The sequence below is a fragment of the Metabacillus sp. 22489 genome (genome assembly GCF_052044855.1).
Lineage (GTDB): Bacteria > Bacillota > Bacilli > Bacillales > Bacillaceae > Metabacillus > Metabacillus niabensis.
Genome location: NZ_JBQENT010000039.1, coordinates 1 through 18,969 on the forward strand (window position 1 = coordinate 1; position 18,969 = coordinate 18,969).

Annotated in this window: 25 protein-coding genes, 1 tRNA gene, 1 rRNA gene and 1 pseudogene; 4 read left to right on the forward strand and 24 right to left on the reverse strand. The window is 30.7% G+C overall.

Annotation, left to right across the window (positions count from 1 at the left end):
• Positions 1-128: 128 nt before the first annotated feature.
• Positions 129-458: pseudogene (locus ACTJJ9_RS19230) on the forward strand (tyrosine-type recombinase/integrase); the annotation flags it as partial.
• Positions 459-475: 17 nt separating this feature from the next.
• On the opposite strand, the gene ACTJJ9_RS19235 reads toward ACTJJ9_RS19230, so the two are convergent.
• The 8 genes from ACTJJ9_RS19235 to ACTJJ9_RS19270 form a co-directional block, all read right to left on the reverse strand.
• Positions 476-904, reverse strand: coding sequence for a phBC6A51 family helix-turn-helix protein (locus tag ACTJJ9_RS19235; RefSeq protein WP_440768809.1), 429 nt, complete (start codon positions 902-904; stop codon positions 476-478).
• A gap of 51 nt (positions 905-955) precedes the next feature.
• Positions 956-1,180 (reverse strand): hypothetical protein, encoded by a 225-nt coding sequence (locus ACTJJ9_RS19240; protein WP_440768810.1) that lies wholly within the window; start codon positions 1,178-1,180, stop codon positions 956-958.
• Between the two features lie 34 nt (positions 1,181-1,214).
• Entirely contained in the window at positions 1,215-1,376 is a 162-nt protein-coding gene (locus ACTJJ9_RS19245) for a hypothetical protein (RefSeq protein WP_440768811.1), read from the reverse strand.
• Between the two features lies 1 nt (position 1,377).
• Positions 1,378-1,902, reverse strand: coding sequence for a hypothetical protein (locus tag ACTJJ9_RS19250; RefSeq protein WP_440768812.1), 525 nt, complete (start codon positions 1,900-1,902; stop codon positions 1,378-1,380).
• 261 nt (positions 1,903-2,163) lie between these two features.
• Positions 2,164-2,337, reverse strand: a complete 174-nt coding sequence (locus tag ACTJJ9_RS19255; protein WP_440768813.1) for a hypothetical protein — start codon at positions 2,335-2,337, stop codon at positions 2,164-2,166.
• A gap of 4 nt (positions 2,338-2,341) precedes the next feature.
• Positions 2,342-2,632 (reverse strand): hypothetical protein, encoded by a 291-nt coding sequence (locus ACTJJ9_RS19260; RefSeq protein ID WP_440768814.1) that lies wholly within the window; start codon positions 2,630-2,632, stop codon positions 2,342-2,344.
• 16 nt (positions 2,633-2,648) lie between these two features.
• Positions 2,649-2,978 carry a hypothetical protein gene (locus ACTJJ9_RS19265; RefSeq protein WP_440768815.1) on the reverse strand — a complete coding sequence of 110 codons (330 nt, stop codon included), beginning with the start codon at positions 2,976-2,978 and terminating at the stop codon, positions 2,649-2,651.
• A gap of 60 nt (positions 2,979-3,038) precedes the next feature.
• On the reverse strand, positions 3,039-3,614 hold the full coding sequence (locus ACTJJ9_RS19270) for a hypothetical protein (RefSeq protein WP_440768816.1): 576 nt from the start codon (positions 3,612-3,614) through the stop codon (positions 3,039-3,041).
• A gap of 442 nt (positions 3,615-4,056) precedes the next feature.
• On the opposite strand from ACTJJ9_RS19270, the gene rrf reads away from it, so the two are divergent.
• Positions 4,057-4,172, forward strand: a 5S ribosomal RNA gene (rrf, locus tag ACTJJ9_RS19275).
• Between the two features lie 138 nt (positions 4,173-4,310).
• Here rrf and ACTJJ9_RS19280 read toward each other — a convergent pair.
• The 15 genes from ACTJJ9_RS19280 to ACTJJ9_RS19350 all read right to left on the reverse strand — a co-directional run bounded on the left by ACTJJ9_RS19280 (position 4,311) and on the right by ACTJJ9_RS19350 (position 15,737).
• A tRNA-OTHER gene (locus tag ACTJJ9_RS19280) sits at positions 4,311-4,404 on the reverse strand.
• 19 nt (positions 4,405-4,423) lie between these two features.
• Positions 4,424-4,681 carry a hypothetical protein gene (locus ACTJJ9_RS19285; protein ID WP_440768817.1) on the reverse strand — a complete coding sequence of 86 codons (258 nt, stop codon included), beginning with the start codon at positions 4,679-4,681 and terminating at the stop codon, positions 4,424-4,426.
• Positions 4,678-4,974, reverse strand: a complete 297-nt coding sequence (locus tag ACTJJ9_RS19290; RefSeq protein WP_440768818.1) for an ImmA/IrrE family metallo-endopeptidase — start codon at positions 4,972-4,974, stop codon at positions 4,678-4,680. Before ACTJJ9_RS19290 ends, ACTJJ9_RS19285 begins: the two co-directional genes overlap by 4 nt.
• Before the next feature lie 120 nt (positions 4,975-5,094).
• Positions 5,095-5,592 (reverse strand): hypothetical protein, encoded by a 498-nt coding sequence (locus tag ACTJJ9_RS19295; protein WP_440768819.1) that lies wholly within the window; start codon positions 5,590-5,592, stop codon positions 5,095-5,097.
• A gap of 471 nt (positions 5,593-6,063) precedes the next feature.
• Complete coding sequence (locus ACTJJ9_RS19300; protein WP_440768820.1) at positions 6,064-6,282, reverse strand: hypothetical protein; 219 nt, start codon at positions 6,280-6,282, stop codon at positions 6,064-6,066.
• Positions 6,283-6,631: 349 nt separating this feature from the next.
• Positions 6,632-9,580, reverse strand: coding sequence for a hypothetical protein (locus ACTJJ9_RS19305; protein WP_440768821.1), 2,949 nt, complete (start codon positions 9,578-9,580; stop codon positions 6,632-6,634).
• The gene (locus ACTJJ9_RS19310; RefSeq protein ID WP_440768822.1) at positions 9,580-11,559 is read right to left on the reverse strand and encodes a hypothetical protein; all 1,980 of its coding nucleotides are present in this window, start codon (positions 11,557-11,559) and stop codon (positions 9,580-9,582) included. Before ACTJJ9_RS19310 ends, ACTJJ9_RS19305 begins: the two co-directional genes overlap by 1 nt.
• 132 nt (positions 11,560-11,691) lie before the next feature.
• On the reverse strand, positions 11,692-11,784 hold the full coding sequence (locus ACTJJ9_RS19315; protein WP_440768823.1) for a hypothetical protein: 93 nt from the start codon (positions 11,782-11,784) through the stop codon (positions 11,692-11,694).
• A 23-nt stretch (positions 11,785-11,807) separates the two neighbouring features.
• Positions 11,808-12,038 (reverse strand): hypothetical protein, encoded by a 231-nt coding sequence (locus tag ACTJJ9_RS19320; RefSeq protein WP_440768824.1) that lies wholly within the window; start codon positions 12,036-12,038, stop codon positions 11,808-11,810.
• 161 nt (positions 12,039-12,199) lie between these two features.
• Positions 12,200-13,111, reverse strand: coding sequence for a hypothetical protein (locus tag ACTJJ9_RS19325; protein ID WP_440768825.1), 912 nt, complete (start codon positions 13,109-13,111; stop codon positions 12,200-12,202).
• Positions 13,111-13,416, reverse strand: a complete 306-nt coding sequence (locus ACTJJ9_RS19330; protein WP_440768826.1) for a hypothetical protein — start codon at positions 13,414-13,416, stop codon at positions 13,111-13,113. Before ACTJJ9_RS19330 ends, ACTJJ9_RS19325 begins: the two co-directional genes overlap by 1 nt.
• A gap of 258 nt (positions 13,417-13,674) precedes the next feature.
• Positions 13,675-14,001 carry a hypothetical protein gene (locus ACTJJ9_RS19335; RefSeq protein ID WP_440768827.1) on the reverse strand — a complete coding sequence of 109 codons (327 nt, stop codon included), beginning with the start codon at positions 13,999-14,001 and terminating at the stop codon, positions 13,675-13,677.
• 15 nt (positions 14,002-14,016) lie between these two features.
• Positions 14,017-14,265 (reverse strand): hypothetical protein, encoded by a 249-nt coding sequence (locus tag ACTJJ9_RS19340; protein WP_440768828.1) that lies wholly within the window; start codon positions 14,263-14,265, stop codon positions 14,017-14,019.
• A gap of 77 nt (positions 14,266-14,342) precedes the next feature.
• Positions 14,343-14,537 (reverse strand): helix-turn-helix domain-containing protein, encoded by a 195-nt coding sequence (locus tag ACTJJ9_RS19345; RefSeq protein WP_440768829.1) that lies wholly within the window; start codon positions 14,535-14,537, stop codon positions 14,343-14,345.
• A 234-nt stretch (positions 14,538-14,771) separates the two neighbouring features.
• The gene (locus tag ACTJJ9_RS19350; protein WP_440768830.1) at positions 14,772-15,737 is read right to left on the reverse strand and encodes a phage lytic cycle repressor MrpR family protein; all 966 of its coding nucleotides are present in this window, start codon (positions 15,735-15,737) and stop codon (positions 14,772-14,774) included.
• A 147-nt stretch (positions 15,738-15,884) separates the two neighbouring features.
• Between ACTJJ9_RS19350 and ACTJJ9_RS19355 the strand changes: the two genes are divergently transcribed.
• A complete protein-coding gene (locus ACTJJ9_RS19355) occupies positions 15,885-16,991 on the forward strand; it encodes a tyrosine-type recombinase/integrase (protein ID WP_440768831.1) in 1,107 nt (368 codons plus the stop codon).
• A 291-nt stretch (positions 16,992-17,282) separates the two neighbouring features.
• Here the strand turns inward: ACTJJ9_RS19355 and ACTJJ9_RS19360 are convergent, their stop codons facing one another.
• On the reverse strand, positions 17,283-17,717 hold the full coding sequence (locus ACTJJ9_RS19360; protein WP_095301073.1) for a peptidylprolyl isomerase: 435 nt from the start codon (positions 17,715-17,717) through the stop codon (positions 17,283-17,285).
• Between the two features lie 244 nt (positions 17,718-17,961).
• On the opposite strand from ACTJJ9_RS19360, the gene ACTJJ9_RS19365 reads away from it, so the two are divergent.
• Positions 17,962-18,909 carry a DUF1002 domain-containing protein gene (locus ACTJJ9_RS19365; RefSeq protein WP_440768832.1) on the forward strand — a complete coding sequence of 316 codons (948 nt, stop codon included), beginning with the start codon at positions 17,962-17,964 and terminating at the stop codon, positions 18,907-18,909.
• The last annotated feature ends 60 nt before the right edge of the window (positions 18,910-18,969 follow it).

Genomic DNA, 18,969 nt, shown 5'->3' on the forward strand with positions numbered 1-18,969 from the left:
TTCAATTTCCCCACTGAAACCACTCCTTTAGCTTTATACTTATTATTCTATCAAATAAAAAACTGTGTGAGTAAGGAACCGTACGCATTCCTTACTTACACAGTTAATATTACACTCCCTCTAAAGGTCATAAAGCAAGAGTGATACCAATCCAAAAAGATAAATACACTTCAATCAAACGTTATCTTGATTCACGTAATGATAAATGTGAATATGTATTCATAAACCAAAGACAAAAGCAACTTACTACTAGAGCTATTCAGCTTTTATTAAAGGAATATGATATTACTCCTCATCAACTTAGACATACATTCTGTACTCGATTGGCACGTACTTCTAACGATCTATCTATGATAGCTAACCTTGCTGGACACTCTGTTACTGTTGCACAACGTTATACTGTACCAACTGATAAACAAAAAGCTGAAGCAATATCAAAAGCCTTCACACTTTATTAATAGGTGTAAAGGCTTTTTTATTCCTCATATTCGTATTCACTTACTATTTCATCAAATTCAGCATCGATAACATCTTCATTTACCCCATCATTATTTTGGCCATTATTAACACCTAAATCCACTTTGCTTGTAGGTTTACCTATTTTTCTATCTATGAAATAGCGTAATCCTTCTGCTTTTACCCTTGAATTTTCGGTAGTCTTGATTAGATTCCAATAATCATTAACAGCCTCAACAAATTTACTCTCAATTAGTCCGATACCAAAACTTGAAAATTCGCGTTTGATTTCGTCCACCCTCGCTCTAAATATCTCATTCTTTTCCCATTTCCATAGAGTGGTACGTGAGATGGATAATCGATCCGCAATATCCTGTTTATCTATGCCCCCAATGGCTAATAATTGAGCTGCACTTTCTTGTTCTGCAGATAATAGTTCATCACTCATATGTCAACTTACCTCCTTAACATGTGAACATATATAATAACATATGTTAATCTACATATCCCATTTATCTAATGAAACATCATAATCAGAATCATCAATTTCATTAATATTTGATTCAGCCTTTTTGACATAATCATCAATATCTTCTAAGGCATCTGCTGCTTCACAATAGTATTTTAAGAATTCCTTCACACTCATATCATCGACAATCGTTTTATATTCAATTCCTGTTTGCATCATTACTAACCCAATCATTGTATTCATTCTTTTATTCATTGTTTACACCTCTTTAGTTTTAATTACACACTGTTTATCCTTCATCCGGTACTAACCATGTTATTTCTTCATTTTCATCTACCAATACAATTCCATGATTAATTAACTTTTCAAAATCAATCTTTTCATCCTTGTTTATTATTAAATTAACATTATCAGGAATATCTACAATGTTATTTCCTTTGATATATTTCATTTTATTTATCATCATTAGCTTTCATAATATCTAGCAAAGTCTTACATTCCATTAACTTCTCAAATTTTAAATCTTTAAGTAGACGAAGATTTTGTTCTAATTCCGCATTTAATTCATTTACACAATCATCGATAAAGTCAATTAAACAGTCATGTTCCTTGATTTTCTGAATTGATTTAAATCCAGTAATTACTTCATAAATTTCTGGTACTTCATCCTCACTAATTGTTTCATCTATAACAATTTTTTTAATATCTAAATCACCTAGAATCATGTCTGAGGAAGTATAAATATGATTATAATCAAATCGTTCCCTTAAATATTCAATATTCTCCCGTTCCTCCACTATTGCAGCAAATCCATATTTCTTAGCAAACATAATTAATGTTGTAGTCTTACCTGTACATCTATCATGCTCATCAGTTACTGGAACTAAAGTTCTTCTAATTGCACCATATATGAGTAAATCATGGAATCTTTCATTCACTACTTCATCCTTATAAATCAAAGTGGGAATACCACTCATTTTTTTCAACTCCTTATAAGCTATCCAGACATAAGAATCTTTGACTTTATTAAAATCTAAATCACCTGGTATCTTTATATAGGAATTCTTGTAAGTTCTCTCACTAAATTTAAACTTACATTCAAAATATATATTAAAAAACTCTTCGACAGTCATTCCTTGCATGATCGTATTGAAATCATAAATAGTGTTATCTCTTACAAAATTAATCATTTCATCAATTGGTCTTTTGCTAAACAAAAACAAAGTTTTCATCCCCTCTTACATTTCATAATCTTCTTGTACAAAATAAACCGTTTCAACATCATTTGATATAGTAATTTTCATGTTCAGTTCCTTAAAATTCTTATGGTCAATTACTTCACCATTAATTTCAAATTTAAACGGAATATTTCCAGGAACATCAATAACATTATCACCTTTAATTACTTTCATTCTCCTAAACCTCCTTCTTCAACTCTTCCTCAATTTCATTACGTACTTTCTCCAACTCATTCTTAGCAATCTCACGCTCTTCTTTACTTTTAGCAGTCATCAATCTTATATATTGCTTATAATACTTAGGAGTATCGTACATGACGACATTCTTTCCATTACAACCTGGACAGACATAATAAAAAGAGTAAACTGGATCACCTTTAAATATCCCAGAATACCCTCTTCTTTGTGTTTTATTTTTTATAACAAATACATTTGGACAGAAGTCACAATTTTTCGTTTTAATCGGCATTGTTACCTCACATAATTTAAAGGTGTAAATTTATTTCACTAGCAGCAGATAGTTTATTTAATTTTTCCGTGTAATTTTCAAACTCCCTTTGCAGCTGTCTTTCCTGTTCTTCTTTTCTCAAATGCTCTTCGATGAAATTAACGCCTTGAATAGTTAATTGTGCGTAATGCTTTCCATTCGTACTTAATTCAATTTTGATATAACCTGATTCCTCAAGATATTGATAGTTAAATAAGTCTGTAATAGTTCCTTCTAAATTAGTAATTTTATATCCATTATAGAAATTGTCATATTCGATCGCTTCATTATAAATTTCCATTAATAAATCTAATCGCTCTTTTTTCATATTACATTTCTCCTTTCGTCTAATTTACCCATATAAAAAAGCACCTCAAAAGAGGTGCTTTTACTTGCTACCATTTTCAATTTTGTCCCTCAATTCACCTAATGTTAAATTCATTTCTTCTTCCGACAGACCTGAGAATTGCTTCTCTAACTCACTCTTCATTTCAATATGTTCAAGTCTTTCCCATTCTTTTTCACTCGCATAATTAAATGTTTTCAAAGTTAAAAACTTCCATAAATCATACTGAGTTTCTAATTTAAATCTGTACCCATTTTCCTTTAATCTCTCCAGTGTATCTCCAAGATGTGGTGGATTTTCACCAAATTCTTTTACATAGTTATCTATTATTGATTCATTCGTTACTATTGCATTTCCATGGTTCCTTATATCGTGTTCAAAGAAATTATTCACTTCTAAAATTAATGAGTTTACTATGAACTTTTCCTTTAATTTTACTTCATTAATTAGATAAAGAATTCTTTCTTTTAATTCACTAGTATTGCTAACATTATGTGAAGCGTCTGTACCTAATTGATATGATAAGTTGAACAAAATCCCTTGAAAGTAACTACTAGATACTTCACTTTCATCTTTCCATTCGTCTAATAACTCAATAAACGCATTTACTCTATTCATTTCTCAACACCTCTATCGACTTTTTTGATTACTCTTCTATAATTTGACAACATGTGAATAAAGTCCTCTAATAAATCGTAGAAATTTGTAACATTTTATAGAAATTTCAACTAAATAATAGTATTATATTACTTGTGTGAGAAATGCAAATAGAATAATATAGACATTCACAAACCCTTTATGACAGGGTCGAACTCTCCAATAAGAGGAAGTCCGTCTACTGGTCTAATTTACGAAAAGTTGGACGAGTCGGCGGACTTCAATCGACCTAGTCAGTCGGTAAAACCGCCGATTAAGGAGGTGTTTCGTGTGATGTGTTATTCGACTGTTAAACCACACTCCTGTCCTGATTGTGGAACTTGGAGTACAAACGGCAAGCCCGTCTCTCCAGACACTTGTACATTCTGTACCGAAATGAGAAACGATTAAGCAGGGGAATTTTGCTGGTGACGATGGCGAAGAGGTCACACCCGTTCCCATGCCGAACACGGAAGTTAAGCTCTTCAGCGCCGATGGTAGTTGGGGGACTCCCCCTGTGAGAGTAGGACGTTGCCAGTGAATATAATATTTTAATTGATTTTAAACTTATTCTTTTGTATAATAAACTTAACAGAAGAATAACGAATCACATGAAAGTGATTACGGTTTTGTAAAGGAGCTTTTGACTGACTATCAAAGGCTCCTTTACTTATGTAGTGGGTACTACCGGGCTCGAACCGGTGATCCACATTTTCTATATTTACCCTCAATTGAATAAGAAAAGTTGCTCTAACCACTGAGCTAAGCACCCAAAATAAAAAAGCCATAAATTACATATCGCTTAATTTAAATCTAAACTTATTGAATTTTAATTTAAGTTTATGTAATAGATATGTCTTAAAGCTTGGTATTTCTTTATATATAGGCTCATTCTGTTCCATTATGGATAAAGCTAATATTAAACCGTTGGCCATTCCAGTCATATATGGATCTTTTTTAATATTTGGCTCTGATAGCTGGATATCTAATACATTCGCAATATCAACAATTCTAGCTGGTATAGGCTTGTATCTATTTTTACGATTCATTTTATATTCCTCCTGTTTAACAAATTTGGATTATCTTTAATAACCTGATATAACACAAGTGAAACACGCTCAATCATTTCTTCATCTTGTTCATCATATCCAGCTTCTTTAAAGATTGCATGAAGTAATTCGTGTGTAAATACTTGTTCTTTTCTTGTTTTACATAAGCTATTATCTACTTCAATTATTCCTTGGTTATATCGAATTTGCCCCATTAATTCAAAATTATCAATAAGACCTTCTACTTCATTTACACAATAGTCCATACCAGCAACTCTAATGTTTTGCATCATTTTAAGATTTTCCTTTTTGTACATTTATTTTAATTGGTTTTGTTGTTTCATTACATTTATCACATTTTCTGTCAATTCCATATAAACTTTTGCAATAAATACAATAATAACGATTCACTTCTATTCACCTGCAGAAAATACATCTTTATTTTCTAACGGAAGATCTTTAATTTTTTCTCGAATTAAATCACCGTATTCTCCTTGCATTTTTCCGCTAACAGCAATTACTTCACTGATTCTTTCAAACACTTCTTTGATCGATTCCTCTGGAAACTGTTTGATGATTGTTAAAAAGGTCTTCGAATTAAATACTTGCTTAAATTCGTTATAAATTGTTTTTGCCTTTTTACCTTTTGAAAATTTGATATCAGTAAATTTTCGTGCAATAAAATATAGTACCAAATCACTGTTATCTTCTGGCTTTATTTTCAATCCTTCTTTACTCGCATTTTGATATAAAGCTATTAGCTCATCTACTAAATCCCTAATTAATTCATTCTTAAAAAATGGATATAATTTTACATGATATGTTTTATCATAATATTGAATTGGCAACTCAATAAATTGATCATAATGTTTTGCTTCATCAACCAATATCGACGATTTTATATTTTTCATTTTTTATATTTCCCTTCTAAAAAATTAGAGAGTAGGTGAACCAAGCCTACTCTCCATAAATCCACTACTCCCTTTGAGCATTTCCTACTACTAATAACAATTCGCCATTCAAATGCTCGAACCAATAGCGAACGGTGACATTTTTCAACCCAGAAATTCAATTCAAATTTCTATTCCGAAAATTGAAACGTCACACAAACCACATTTCAGAATAGGATAATATTTTTTGACTTTGATTTACTGAAGTATGCTTAGAAATACTATCAAAAACCACCACAAAACTTCAGGAAAAAACTTTTACCTCATGAGATTATGCCTAATTCCAAAAAGTTTTTGTCTTTAAAAAATTAATTAGGCATTGTAATACGTGGATATAAAAACATGGATTAAAGGTTTCATGGTAAAATCCTTTGGAAATCCATGTGTGGAGATAATAGATTATATTTTTATTCAAAAATAACACTTAAATTGTTATTCAAGGTAAACCTTTCTATACTCAAATTCCTTGGCTTCATTTACAATTTTAATCAAGTTTTTTTCTCTGTTTTCGCTTATATTACAACTTAAAGCGAAATATTGTGATAACAGAGAAGGTGTACAAGATACTTGTTGAGCAAGATCTTTCATTTTCAATCTTTTTCTTTTAATTTTATTTAATAGTTCAAATCTTTCGTCTCGAGATAAAGGCATTCCACTCCCCTCCTTCTGGATTTAAAATTTTAATTGAATTAATTTAGTAAAAAAATCAGCAGTTTTTCCATAACCACTGATTCAAATAAAAGGAGAAAAACTTAATAATGTACAAGACTATTTTGATGTTGTCACAATCAAAATTGAAGCATCAAAAACAGTTGAAGTTTTGTAGCATAATTATTCAAAATAAAGAAAAGAATAATGACCAGAAAAAATAATCATTGAATTTAATATATTAAGTATGGTATATTAAAATATTTGACTATTATTCCCCTAAGAGAATTTTTATTTTTTAAAATAACAAAAAGAACCCTTGATATGTAAGGGTTCCTACAAGCAATTATTTTCAACTAACTTTTATTTTTCCCCTTTTGTTCTTCTCTTTCCATTGTTTTTTTTGCTCACTTTTTCTTTTCTCTGCACACGTTTCGCAATAAGATTTCTTTTGCTTCCTTTCAATCTCAACATAGCATCGATTGCAACGTTTAATACCTAATACATTAAATTCTACATTTCTAGCTATATAATTACCAAGTGCATACCATAGAGTTTGCTTATTTTTACTATCCTTTACCTCATATAGATATTTGATGAGGACATCAATTACATCATCTTTATTACCTAATTTGAATAATTTATCTCTGATATCCTTATATACTTGAAGCTCAACTTGCTTACGTTTGCTACCCTCTTTTTCTTTCAACTGGTATTTTATTTCTTTAAACTTGCTACTATTCAATTCCTCATATTTATCAATTATCGTTTGATCAAGTTTTATATTCTTATTCCTCATCAGCTTTGTGTAATCAAATTCACCTTCATAACCAGAAAATTTAATATTGTTGTTAGGGATAATACTGTCAAGCATATTAACAACACTTTCGTTTTTAGGTGCTACTGATTTTTTAGGCTTATCCTTTGCATAGTGAAAAAAATAAGGCAATTTCCCGCGAGTACTTTCTTTTATTTTCCTTTCAACTTCTCCTTTAGGACGTTCTGGAAACCACAAAGATTTTGCGTAGTCTATAATTGCGTTATTTTCAAAGACTAGCCAACGAACAACATCCAAATCCACTCTATCTTTCACTTTATTAAAACATATAGAAATCGCATTTGAAATTTCTCCGATATTCTTTTCGTATGCTTTTGTTAGCGATTCATAAATATTGTCATTATTAATTTCTTGTGCATCTGCTTTCCCTAATTTGTAATCTAAAGGAACAATACCCTTCATGTGTTCTTCAGAAATTTTTACGTACAATGGGTCACTCACGATCAAACAGTCATCGCCGTCAACGTCATACATTAGAAGCTTACTATTCAATGATTTTACGCTCATGTGGATGTCATTAGTAATGAACCAATCTTTTGTTTTATTATTCACTTTATTAAATTCAATACTGTGTTCTAGGTACAAATGAGGGCTGCGAAGCACATCCAGCTTTTGACCATCTTCAAACAAAGCACATGAAACTTCTCCATTCTTTAATAGGCCTTCAGGCTTTTCTTCCTTTAAAAATAACCTCTCACAAAAAGCATATAAATCCGGTGCTATGTATGTACGCTTTGACCCAGGTAAAAGTATATGTCCCGCCTTAGCTTCTTTAATAAGAGAACGTCTATATTCTTTTATCTGTTCCTTTGTGTATGTCTCGTTCAACATCTCAGGCATAATTTCCAAAACTCTTTGATATCCAAATTTATTTTCATTTGAAGGATCAGCACCAAGTAATTTTAGAGCTGCTTTTTCATCTGATCCTATATCTTCAATCTCCTTAATAGTTGTTTCACATAGCTTCTCCAAGCTTGTGCGATCCATTTTATATAATGTCTGAAGCATTTGATAACTCAATCGTTTATCATTAAATACCTCATCCTCTTCCTTACATTTAACAGCTTCACAACCGTTTAATTTAAAATCCTTTTTATAATTTAACCAACCATCTTCACCAGTGTTCCAAAATGACCATGCTTTAAATTGGGATTTGGTAAATATGACGGAAATACCATCTTCAATTATGTTCCATTCTTTTCCGTATATATCTTTTACTATTGGACTAGCATCTTTATGTTTCTCGATGAAATCAACGTAATCAAAACTAATGAGTAAACCCTTAAAAAATGGCATTCTAAATTGGAAACTTTTTTTCGAGATTGAAGGAAGGATCATTCCTGCACCATCAGTATGATTAATTTCCACACCTTTATTAATTCGGTTAATTTCATACTTTTCATTAATATAGTCAACTTCACCATATACAACAGTCTTTAAATCATCGACCACAATGCATTTATTTATATCAAACCCTTCTGCTTCTGTCCAAGGAACACTACTTGTCATACATAAACTCAAATATGCTTGAAATTTATTAGTATTCATCCCACCTTTCCTATTAATCTCTTCAATTGTTAAACCGCACATAAGCTTATTTTTATACATTTCCCACACTGATTTTTTGATAAAAACACTCTTTTTCGTTCTAATACCACCAGCTGTTGAAGAGAAATATTGATACTCTTCACCTAAATACTTAAATCCTCGTTTAACAATATCCTCAAATATCGCATATCTATAAGCACGTACAACGAAGATATCTGTAGTGGTTGTATCGGTTTTAACTCCTAGTGTTCTGGTAAGAGTAGATTCAAATTGAGATATCTTCCTTTTTGGTGTTAATGATTTAGGATTCAATTCACGTAACGGATCATCTTTTTTCCTACTTAGCTTTTCATCTGTAAGATGTTGATTGCAATCTAAAATTTTAGCTTTTTCTTTTTCAACTTTCCTTTTAAGGACTAACACAAATTCATTTATAGTGTTAAGTTTAGTTGTGTAATCTAAATCCATCATATACATTGCTTGATTATGAAACCTTCTATACTTTCGTTCAGTAGTAATTTTCTTTTCAAAAGAGGCAATCTTAGTAGTTAACACTTCTCTATAAGAATCCATTACCTTTAAAAATTCACCTTCAAAAGCAGAAAACTTTAAATCATTTAACTTGTTTAATTTACTTTTAAATTGCTTAGTATTAACTACTTTCAACATATTCTCTGGTTCATAACTATAGTAATATGGATCAGATTCTAATTTGGCTAATTCATGAATATATTTACTGTATACCTTTAGTTCATTAATGACTTTGTTTAACTTTTCAATGTAGTAATTATATTTGATTACCCATCTATTGTATTTAGTCTCTTCTTCATTCATGAATGCCGTGGTGTCAACTGAATATAGGCTAATTTGTGATTGTAGATGCTTGTTTGGATTATTCTCCTTTTTCGCTTGCATTATATACATTCCTCCATACGTTCTATTTTTCTAATTATTTTCGGAAAACTACTAACAGACAATTGATCTTCACTTATATTCATTTCTTTCTTAACTTGCTTTGTACATTGAATCCGTTCCAAGGCATATTTATCTAACATGTCACCTATACAACGTTTAATTAAATCCTCTTTTAGTTTCTTTTGTCCTTTAAAGTATAAACGCACATGCTCAAGTACTTCTTTTTCAGTTGCCCAACCTTTGAGCTTTATTAAATTCAATGTTGATTTCTCAATTAATCGAACAATATCTTCATGTAATGTAGGTATTTCTTTACCTTTATCTTGCGGAAAAACTCTATCAGCTTCTTCTCGTCCGAAGTTTCTCAATATCCCCTCGTAAGTCATGGTTTTAGTAGTTAACCCCTTGGACATCCATTCTTTACAAAGAGAATCTAATTCAGCAAAAAAACTATAATCGTAAATTTTCATTTCGTATGTTGAGTTTAAATATTTATGTTGCTTAGCAAATTTATTCTTCCTCTGTATGTCAAGGATACTTCTAGGCACTTCTGAAACGTCTAACTTGTAAATCATTCTAAAAAATGTGAAGAAATTCATTCGTCTTCCGGTGTTTGTTGTACTTTTATTGAATTTCTTAGATAAAGTTTCAATAGAATGGTAGAACAGTAGTCTAGGATCATCACTATTAGCTGGTAAATTCTCTTTGATTAAATCAAGCAGTATGTATAAATCATCGAAGAATCCGTAACGATTAAACAATTTATAAACATTAGGGTACATTTCTGGAAACACTTCAGATTGCAGTATGTATTTATAAGCATCAATTTCTTCTCTAAGTTGTCTTTGTGTTTCATTTTCAACAATCTTTATGTTATAAACCTTCATTAAAAAATTCTTAACTTCGCTTAATTTTAATTTAGTTAACTTTTGAGTTACTTCTAATATTGTTCCAAAGAATGGTGATGACGTTGAATGACATCTATACATCCAATGACCACTACCTGTTTCAGATTGGTATATACTAGCACTTGGTGAAGATTCATCATGAAATATATCTATTACAGAATTAGAATTAACACCTAAGAATAACTTTAAGTCTTGTTTTTTAAGATAATCGTAGACTTGATGTGTATTATGTAGTATAATTTGCATGTAAGGTTTATTTAAATTTTGATAAATTCGCTTTTGTAGATTATTAATATCCAACTGTTTAATCAACTCAATATTATTAGCTAAGTAGTTGCAGCTACTTGATTTAATAATGTTAAGTTTATCTTTATTATTACTATACATATTATTAACATTTAAATTGTCACTGTTTAAGGTTTCACTTAAGCTTGACCCTTTGGTGGGATATATAGATATTAAACCCTTTATGTCCCCCCAAAGGGTTATTTGTGTTGGGAGGCGGTTGTCATAGTTGATAACGTGTAAATCAGTACCACCATAGAACACCCTAGTACCATCTTTACATTGTTGATCTGCAGTTGGAAATAGTTCTAATAGTTTTAATATTAAGTTTTTACATTGTTGTAAGTTGTATAATGGTTTATCGAAGATAAACACAACTCTAAACTTTGGATGACTGTCAGTATATGAAAAAGTCTTATAAGCAAAAGCAGCATATTTCTTGATAAATTCATTTTCTAAAGCTTGTTCTAGAGTTACTGTTACATCTTTAACTTTAATTTTCTTACCATTTGAATCTTTAATTGTCCTCTCGTTATCGAAGTCTAAAGCGACCATTTGCTGTGATTTCCAATATTCTTCCTGTCTTCTTATACGGCCTGATTTAGCTTCTAAATATCCAGTGGTTATAGTTTTACCTCTTGTTAGTTCCTCTGCTAATGACTTCACACTAAGCGTTCTAGGATGCTTTGTTATTTCATTGTTAATAATAGCTCCCATTTCACTACTAGAAGGTTTCCGTTTAAATTTCTTTGGATGGATCATTAGCTTTAATTTGGTTTCATACATTTAATACCTCCTTGTTAAAATTCACTATCCCATAACGGTAATAGTTGATATGTATAATTTACTTATTAAATTTGTTTATAAAATAATGGATAATCTATGTCTAAATTTAAGAGCATAGCAAGCCGGTAGAGCTTACTTTTTCTTAAAGATGTCCTTTCCATTAAGAAAGGAATTAAGAGCCGAATAACTGACTCCTAATTCGTGTGATAATGTTTTCTGAGTCATATCCAGTGACTCTATGATCCTTTTTAAACTGTTTTGGATTTAGCATTCGTTCTATCCAAGTTCTTCTTAATTAATTCATGAATTTCAAAAGGTTCATGTTCTTCAAGGCTACTAATTGTATAATCCAATAGTTGTTTTTGCTGTTCTTCAGTCTTGAAGTAACTTAATACTTTAGATAAAGCTAAATCGTTTACTACATAAGCTTGAAAAATTTGATCATACTCATTATCTTCAATTGGATAATGTCCCATCATAATAAGCTCTTCTTCAATTTCGTCAAATATTTCAATGGAAGTTTCATCTGCATTTCCTTCTGCAATGTTATGTGCTAAATATGATTCAAAAGCCTTTGCCGTTCCAGTTTATAGTATGTAAGATAAAAGTAGTGATAAGTATTCTTTTTCTGTTTTTTTCATTATTTAATTCCTCCATTTACAATTTTAAGTGTTGGTTTATTTCTTTTAACATTTGTTGCACGACCGAAGCCATCTATTGTCACTGAATATGTAGGTATAAAATCAAACATATCATCAAATATTTCATCTGTTACTTTGTTCATTTCTTGTCTAACTTCATCATTATTTAGCATTGTTTTTATAAATAAGTTGTATTTATTTTCGAATGCAAAACAATCATTCTCTTCCTCGACTCGATTTATAAATGTCATATCCCAAAGGTCATCAACAGTGATTTGATCAGGGTATTTATCTAATTGAGCTTGTGTTTCTTTTGACTTATCCAGGGTGAATAAACTTATTACATCATTTTTACTTAATGTTTCTAATCCATTTTCACCAAAGAACATAAATTCTAATTCTTTAACAAAGTGAGGATTGTCGAAACGATGATTCTTTACACTTTCCAATTCACTTTTTAATACTTCTAGCTGCGTAAAAAGATTATCCATCTTTGGAATTGATTTAGCTTCAACTAATTCATCATAAATTTCTGCAAGTCCAATCCATAAATCATCAATAACATCTAAGTAAGTTGACCAATGATTCCATATTCCTTTTCTAATCCGGTAATAACGTTTGATCGCTACAACATGATTGTATCTGGAATACTTTTTCAGTTTGTTAATGTTATATTCGTCAACTAAATTCTGATAAAGTCTTTTCATTTCTTCATCTATTCCAGTTAAATCAAGATTTCTTAATGTGAATCCGTTGTAGATTAATATTTTTTCATGTATCTTTAATCTAGCTTCAACTAATTCTATTTCTGCTTGTTTAATGAAGCGTTGAGCAGACTCATAAAAGTTGTTTATAGCAGTTTCTTTTTCGTTTAATTGTCTTGAAATCATCCAGTATTTATTTACAGTCATTAATTAGCCCCTTTGCATAAAGCAGACTCAATTAACATGAATGACTCAATCTGATCATCACTAATTTCCTCAGCGGCTTCCATAACGATATTCATCAATAAACTTCCTTCATTATTAGTATCTGCCCAGCCTCTTACATGTTTAGCTAATAATTCGAATGCCAATTTGTAATCATCTTTAGTACAATCTACAAATAATTGCTCCACTGGCTTACCTGTAAATTCTAATGCCTTTTCTTTAACTCCACCTACTAATAAATCAAATTCATTTACCCCGATATTTCCATTATTTTTGTATAGTGTCATAATTTTCTCCTTTTATATTAATTTTATTTTTAATAGCTTGTGACAATTGTGACGGACGATTTATGTAATTACTTCTGATGCTTAAACAAATCTATATGTGCTAATTTCAACTCGGAACCTCGGGATTCCGAAATAGCCCCATGATGGAGGTGTTACATTATTCTGTTCAAACTCTTCGTTTCTTTTAGAACATTGATTGAAACATTATTTTCTATCTTTACACTCACCTGTTTTCACCTCCTTTCGTTGAACACTCATTTAAGCCCCTTGTAGTATCATAGCAGCGTTTATTTCCTCATTAGCTATCAAACTATCAAACAGCAACTCACGAGCCTTAAATAGCGTTCCATTTGCGATATATTCCAACAGAGTTGATTGGCTGTAATTTGAAAATGCATGGCTTAACAAATGATCAGTAAACGTATCAAGAATAACTTGTGGATTCTCACCATTTACTTCATTTTCAATAGCAAGTGAGATACGGCCTTTATTCAACTCTACAGCCGATTTAATAAAATTATTTAATTCCTGGATACCTGTTTCCTTATCTTCTATAGCTTGTGCTAAATCTACTACTTTATACATCTACTATCCTCTCCTTTAGATTGTTGGAATTAGTTCTTTCATTGTGTCTATAATTTCTTGGTCAGCTATGCCAAATTGCTTTATATCTTCCCTAATTGTTTGCTCAAAATCTGCAAATTCACTGTCGTACATTAATTCCTTCAGGAAATCTGCATATTGTTGCTCTTGATTGGTTTGCAATATAAATTCAACTTTTAAAATTAATTGTTGCATTACATGAAGTGCTTTCTGGTTGTCAGTTATACTAATACAAGCAGTATTCATTTATTCATTTCCTCCTTGATGGTGGATATGTATATTAAGTATTAATTATGAGATTGCTAAGTATGTATTATGTATGATTATTTACTGCTATTATCGTTCCCGTTTAACCAAGCTAAGAATGCATCTTTACCTACTTTAATTCTTCTTCCAATTCTTACAACGTGGAATGCATTAGAATTTACCAACTCATAAGCTTGTCTACGACCAATTCCCAAGAAACGCTGTATATCCTCTACATCCAACACATGTTTATCTAAAATGTTATTTGTCATTTTCTCACCTCCTAAATTTATTAAATTTATTTTACGTGATACAAAGAAAAAAGAATTTATTTTACGTGTTATATTTAAAAATATGTTCATAAAATATAAATTTATTTTATGTGATATAATACAAAAAATTAACTCTAATTTCCTTTGATAATTCAATATTAACCTGATTCCCCAAAAGAGTCAACATTTTTATAAATTTATTTTATGTGAATAAAACTAAACCCATTATTAGGTTTAGTAAATCATATTTACTATTGTTTCATTCAGAAATTCTCTAAGAGTCGCATAGTTGTATTTCTCATAACCATTTATATTTATTTTCCTAACATTGAACTTTTCAGCGATAGTCGCCAATTGTTCATTTTCTAATTTCCCCTCTTTTTCAAGAATATCTTTAGCCATTTTTATCATACCTGATTTTTCAATGTTCTTCGGAGTTAAATAAGGAAGGTCGAAATACTCACTTATCATAGAAATACTTCTATATATCAAATGTCTATCCGCCCTTCCATCAGAAAGACCTACTGTCCTTACTTTTTTAGCCTTAATGATAAATTCACTATGGACTAAATCAACAATACTTCTTTTGCCTTTCGATTCACCATTTTTCATATAATATACTTTTTCTTCAGATGCTTTATACAAATTTTCTATACACTTATCACTAACCTCCACATCTCTTAAGCCATATTTATCATCTTTTAATCTTAAAACATTATTTTTTTCGTTGATATCGTTCGGTGTTAAATTTAATATCTCAGATAATTGGTATCCTCCAATCCCTTCAAATATTAATCTTAATATTACTTTGTCCTGGTAATTAACAAGATTCTGTTCCATATCCTCAAGTTCATTGGATGAAATAAATATCTTTTTTGTTTCATCTACAAAATTACTGAACCAATCATTTCCTATGTCCTTTAATGGATTTTCCCCTTTCATGTACCGTTGATTCTTACACCAACTTAAATAAGATGATATCACCCTTCCATATGTTCTAGCCGAACTACCTGTTAACGGATTTAATTTAGTCATAACCTTTTCTATTTGTCCTAAGCTAAAATCATATAAATCTTTCTCAACTATATCTTCTATCTCTTTACTAAAGATAAAAACTCTAGAATAAACATGCTGAGTTGGTTCTGGATAAGTCGAAAGAAATTCCACTTTAATTTGTTGATTGTAAAACTGATTTTTCATAAACACTTTCCTTTTATATAAATTTATTTTATGATTATAAATATATAAATTTATTTTATTTATTTAAATTTTAACAGAACTAAAAATAAATGAAAAGTTTAAATCTATTTTATATTTTCTTTAAGTTAGAGAAAGTGAGTGAAAAGAATGCCAATATATGAGTATGAAAAAGGTGGTAAACCACATTACTACTATGCTTTTGAAGTTAAAGATGCAAATGGTAAAAGAAAAACCATAAAAAAACGCGGCTTTAAAGGAAAAACTGAAGCAAGAAAAGCGGAAGCCGCTGCTCGAACCGAGTGGGAACGAGGAACATATATCGATCCATCCAAAGTTACTTTTGGAGAATATATAATTGATTGGTTAAAAAATAAACAAGATGTATCAGTAGAAACTCGAATTACTAATGTTGGCCATATTAAAAATCATATTAATCCTGTTATTGGTGCTATACCTCTTCAAAAAGTGAAAGTTGATGATATAGAAAAGTTAATAAAGAATATGCAAGATAAAGGCTTATCAGATGGAACTGTTAGAAAAGTATTTAATTTAGTACAAACTTGTTTTAAAACAGCGCAAAGAAAAGAATTAATTATTAAAAATCCCTTTGACTTATTAGAAAAAGGCTCTAAACCAAGACCTAGTAAATCTAAAGTTGACTATTGGACAAAAGAAGAAGTGAAAGAATTTTTTAATAAAGTTGAGCATAGAAACAAGATAATGTTCACACTTGCTATATATTGCGGAATGCGTAGAGGGGAAATTCTAGGTCTAAGATGGAAAGATATCGATTTTGAAACATCACAAATAAAAATTAGTCAATCATTAAGACCACAACAAGGATTAATTAAAGGGGTTAAAACAGACGCAGGATTCCGTTCTATAACTGTAGCCCCCTATGTTATATCAGAGCTTAAAAAACACCGCTCTATGGTCTTACAGGAACGTCTAGAGAGTAATGAATATAATGATCATGATTTAGTTGTCTGTCAACCAGATGGAAATCCTGTAAGTTTGGACAACTTCACTAGATTTTGGAAGAGAATTGTTAAAAAAACTGGAGTCAGATATATAAGATTTCACGACCTAAGGCATACTTGCGCATCCCTACTTTTAAGTGCAGGCACTCACCCAAAGATAGTTCAAGAAATGCTAGGACATGCTTCTATAAAAGTTACACTTGATACGTATTCGCATTTGACTAGGAATATTCAAGCTGAAGCTGCTATGGCATTAGAAAATATTTTAAAGTAATACCCTTTTTAATGCACCCGCATATATTATAGTTATCGCAAATTCCCTACCAAAAAACCTACCATTTGCATAAAGCAATAAAATAAACCTTCATCAAACCCTTTTAAAATAAGGATTAAATGAAGGTTTATTATTTTTCCACTTTCACCCTGCCCCGAAGAATGTAAAACGAAATAATATTAAATTGGTTTGAAGGATCTAATGTTTATTTTAGCGATATTAAATGAAAGATGCAAATTTAAAGAAATAAAAAACTGCGTAATAACAAACGCAGTTTTTGTATCAGCATTTTTATTCTTCGTAAACTTTAACTTCTTTCATTACATCATTTGGCTTAATTTTATACACTGCATCAAGATTTTCAATGACTTTTCCAAATACAGTATGAACACCATTTAAATGTGGTTGTGGCTCATGTACGATAAAGAACTGACTTCCACCAGTATCCTTACCAGCATGTGCCATTGATAATGATCCAGCTTCATGCTTATGTGGGTTACCTTCTGTTTCACATTTAATCGTGTATCCTGGACCACCAGTTCCAGTCCCATGTGGACAACCACCTTGTGCAACAAAACCAGGGATAACTCGGTGGAATGTTAAACCGTTGTAAAAGCCCTCATTTGCTAATTTTTCAAAATTTGCTACAGTACCAGGTGCCTCATTTGGAAACAATTCAAAGACAATTTTATCTCCATTTTCCATCGTAATTTGTGCTTTTTTCATATGTATGAAACCTCCAATAAGTTTAATCCGTCTATTTAGACATAAACACTTTTCTATTCTACTATAATCAATGAATAAACAGCAAACTGGAAACATGTTTTCTGTTACTTTTTTATCGATTATAGAAATGAAAAAGAATAAATCAAAATGAGAAAACAGCAAAAATACTATTGACATCTTTAAAAAAACTCTATAATAGATGATGTTAATGAATTTTTGTTTAAAAATCAGGGAGGTTTTACCTTTGAAGAAAATAATGTTTAGTCTTTTCACCTTATGCCTTTTTGCTTTTCCATCCATTAGCTTTGCAGACGCAGTTGTTGGCGAGGTTATTGTAACACTAGGTGAAGACTTAACTGAACAGCAAAAGCAAACGATACTTAAAGAAATGAATGCAACGGAAGAAAATAATCAAATCATATATGTAACAAATGAAGAGGAACATCAATATTTAGGGAACTACATTTCAAAAGCAACAATCGGATCAAAAGCACTTTCTTCATCAAGTATTACAATTGAAAAATCGGGTTCTGGCCTTGAGGTCAAAACAAAAAATATTGATTGGGTAACAGATGAAATGTATTTAAATGCATTAATGACGGCAGGAGTAAAAGATGCGACGATATATGTGACAGCACCATTTGAAGTTTCAGGAACTGCTGCATTAACAGGTTTAATTAAAGCCTATGAAGTATCCTCTGATAAAGCTATCTCTGAGGATGTTAAACAGGTTGCAAATGAAGAATTAGTAACAACAGCAAAACTAGGTGATGAAGTAGGGACAGAAAACGCCTCAGCTCTAATGGCCAAAATCAAGGATGATATTGCAAAAAATGGTGTTCCTGAAACAGAAGCTGAACTAAGAACATTAATAGAGGAATCAGCAAAAGAATTGGGCATTACCTTAACAGAAGAAGATATTAACAATCTTATTAATCTATTTAACAAGATGAAAGATTTAAATATCAATTGGGATCAAGTTGGTCAACAGCTAGAAAAGGCGAAAGATAAAATATCAAACTTCTTAAATTCTGAGGAAGGGCAATCTTTCCTTCAAAAACTAAAAGAATTTTTCATTGCTCTTTGGAATGCGATTGTTTCATTTTTTACTGGCAATGAGCAGTCTGCTAGTGCACATATTATTAATAATATGAACAACCACCAAATATCGGCAGATGCAAAAATTTCATGAGATAAACAAGGCAGATAGCATACCATATGTTATCTGCTTTTTAATTAAATTTCGGTTAAT

Coding starts and splice junctions, on each gene's coding strand:
- ACTJJ9_RS19300 (WP_440768820.1), bottom strand. CDS start 6,282: ATGCCTTTATCTCGAGACGAAAGATTTGAACTATTAAATAAAATTAAA.
- ACTJJ9_RS19310 (WP_440768822.1), bottom strand. CDS start 11,559: ATGTATGAAACCAAATTAAAGCTAATGATCCATCCAAAGAAATTTAAA.
- ACTJJ9_RS19360 (WP_095301073.1), bottom strand. CDS start 17,717: ATGAAAAAAGCACAAATTACGATGGAAAATGGAGATAAAATTGTCTTT.
- ACTJJ9_RS19240 (WP_440768810.1), bottom strand. CDS start 1,180: ATGAATAAAAGAATGAATACAATGATTGGGTTAGTAATGATGCAAACA.
- ACTJJ9_RS19345 (WP_440768829.1), bottom strand. CDS start 14,537: ATGACAAATAACATTTTAGATAAACATGTGTTGGATGTAGAGGATATA.
- ACTJJ9_RS19305 (WP_440768821.1), bottom strand. CDS start 9,580: ATGCAAGCGAAAAAGGAGAATAATCCAAACAAGCATCTACAATCACAA.
- ACTJJ9_RS19355 (WP_440768831.1), top strand. CDS start 15,885: ATGCCAATATATGAGTATGAAAAAGGTGGTAAACCACATTACTACTAT.
- ACTJJ9_RS19245 (WP_440768811.1), bottom strand. CDS start 1,376: ATGAAATATATCAAAGGAAATAACATTGTAGATATTCCTGATAATGTT.
- ACTJJ9_RS19325 (WP_440768825.1), bottom strand. CDS start 13,111: ATGACTGTAAATAAATACTGGATGATTTCAAGACAATTAAACGAAAAA.
- ACTJJ9_RS19350 (WP_440768830.1), bottom strand. CDS start 15,737: ATGAAAAATCAGTTTTACAATCAACAAATTAAAGTGGAATTTCTTTCG.
- ACTJJ9_RS19315 (WP_440768823.1), bottom strand. CDS start 11,784: ATGACTCAGAAAACATTATCACACGAATTAGGAGTCAGTTATTCGGCT.
- ACTJJ9_RS19320 (WP_440768824.1), bottom strand. CDS start 12,038: ATGATGGGACATTATCCAATTGAAGATAATGAGTATGATCAAATTTTT.
- ACTJJ9_RS19330 (WP_440768826.1), bottom strand. CDS start 13,416: ATGACACTATACAAAAATAATGGAAATATCGGGGTAAATGAATTTGAT.
- ACTJJ9_RS19295 (WP_440768819.1), bottom strand. CDS start 5,592: ATGAAAAATATAAAATCGTCGATATTGGTTGATGAAGCAAAACATTAT.
- ACTJJ9_RS19250 (WP_440768812.1), bottom strand. CDS start 1,902: ATGAGTGGTATTCCCACTTTGATTTATAAGGATGAAGTAGTGAATGAA.
- ACTJJ9_RS19290 (WP_440768818.1), bottom strand. CDS start 4,974: ATGATGCAAAACATTAGAGTTGCTGGTATGGACTATTGTGTAAATGAA.
- ACTJJ9_RS19270 (WP_440768816.1), bottom strand. CDS start 3,614: ATGAATAGAGTAAATGCGTTTATTGAGTTATTAGACGAATGGAAAGAT.
- ACTJJ9_RS19285 (WP_440768817.1), bottom strand. CDS start 4,681: ATGAATCGTAAAAATAGATACAAGCCTATACCAGCTAGAATTGTTGAT.
- ACTJJ9_RS19235 (WP_440768809.1), bottom strand. CDS start 904: ATGAGTGATGAACTATTATCTGCAGAACAAGAAAGTGCAGCTCAATTA.
- ACTJJ9_RS19255 (WP_440768813.1), bottom strand. CDS start 2,337: ATGAAAGTAATTAAAGGTGATAATGTTATTGATGTTCCTGGAAATATT.
- ACTJJ9_RS19340 (WP_440768828.1), bottom strand. CDS start 14,265: ATGAATACTGCTTGTATTAGTATAACTGACAACCAGAAAGCACTTCAT.
- ACTJJ9_RS19260 (WP_440768814.1), bottom strand. CDS start 2,632: ATGCCGATTAAAACGAAAAATTGTGACTTCTGTCCAAATGTATTTGTT.
- ACTJJ9_RS19335 (WP_440768827.1), bottom strand. CDS start 14,001: ATGTATAAAGTAGTAGATTTAGCACAAGCTATAGAAGATAAGGAAACA.
- ACTJJ9_RS19265 (WP_440768815.1), bottom strand. CDS start 2,978: ATGAAAAAAGAGCGATTAGATTTATTAATGGAAATTTATAATGAAGCG.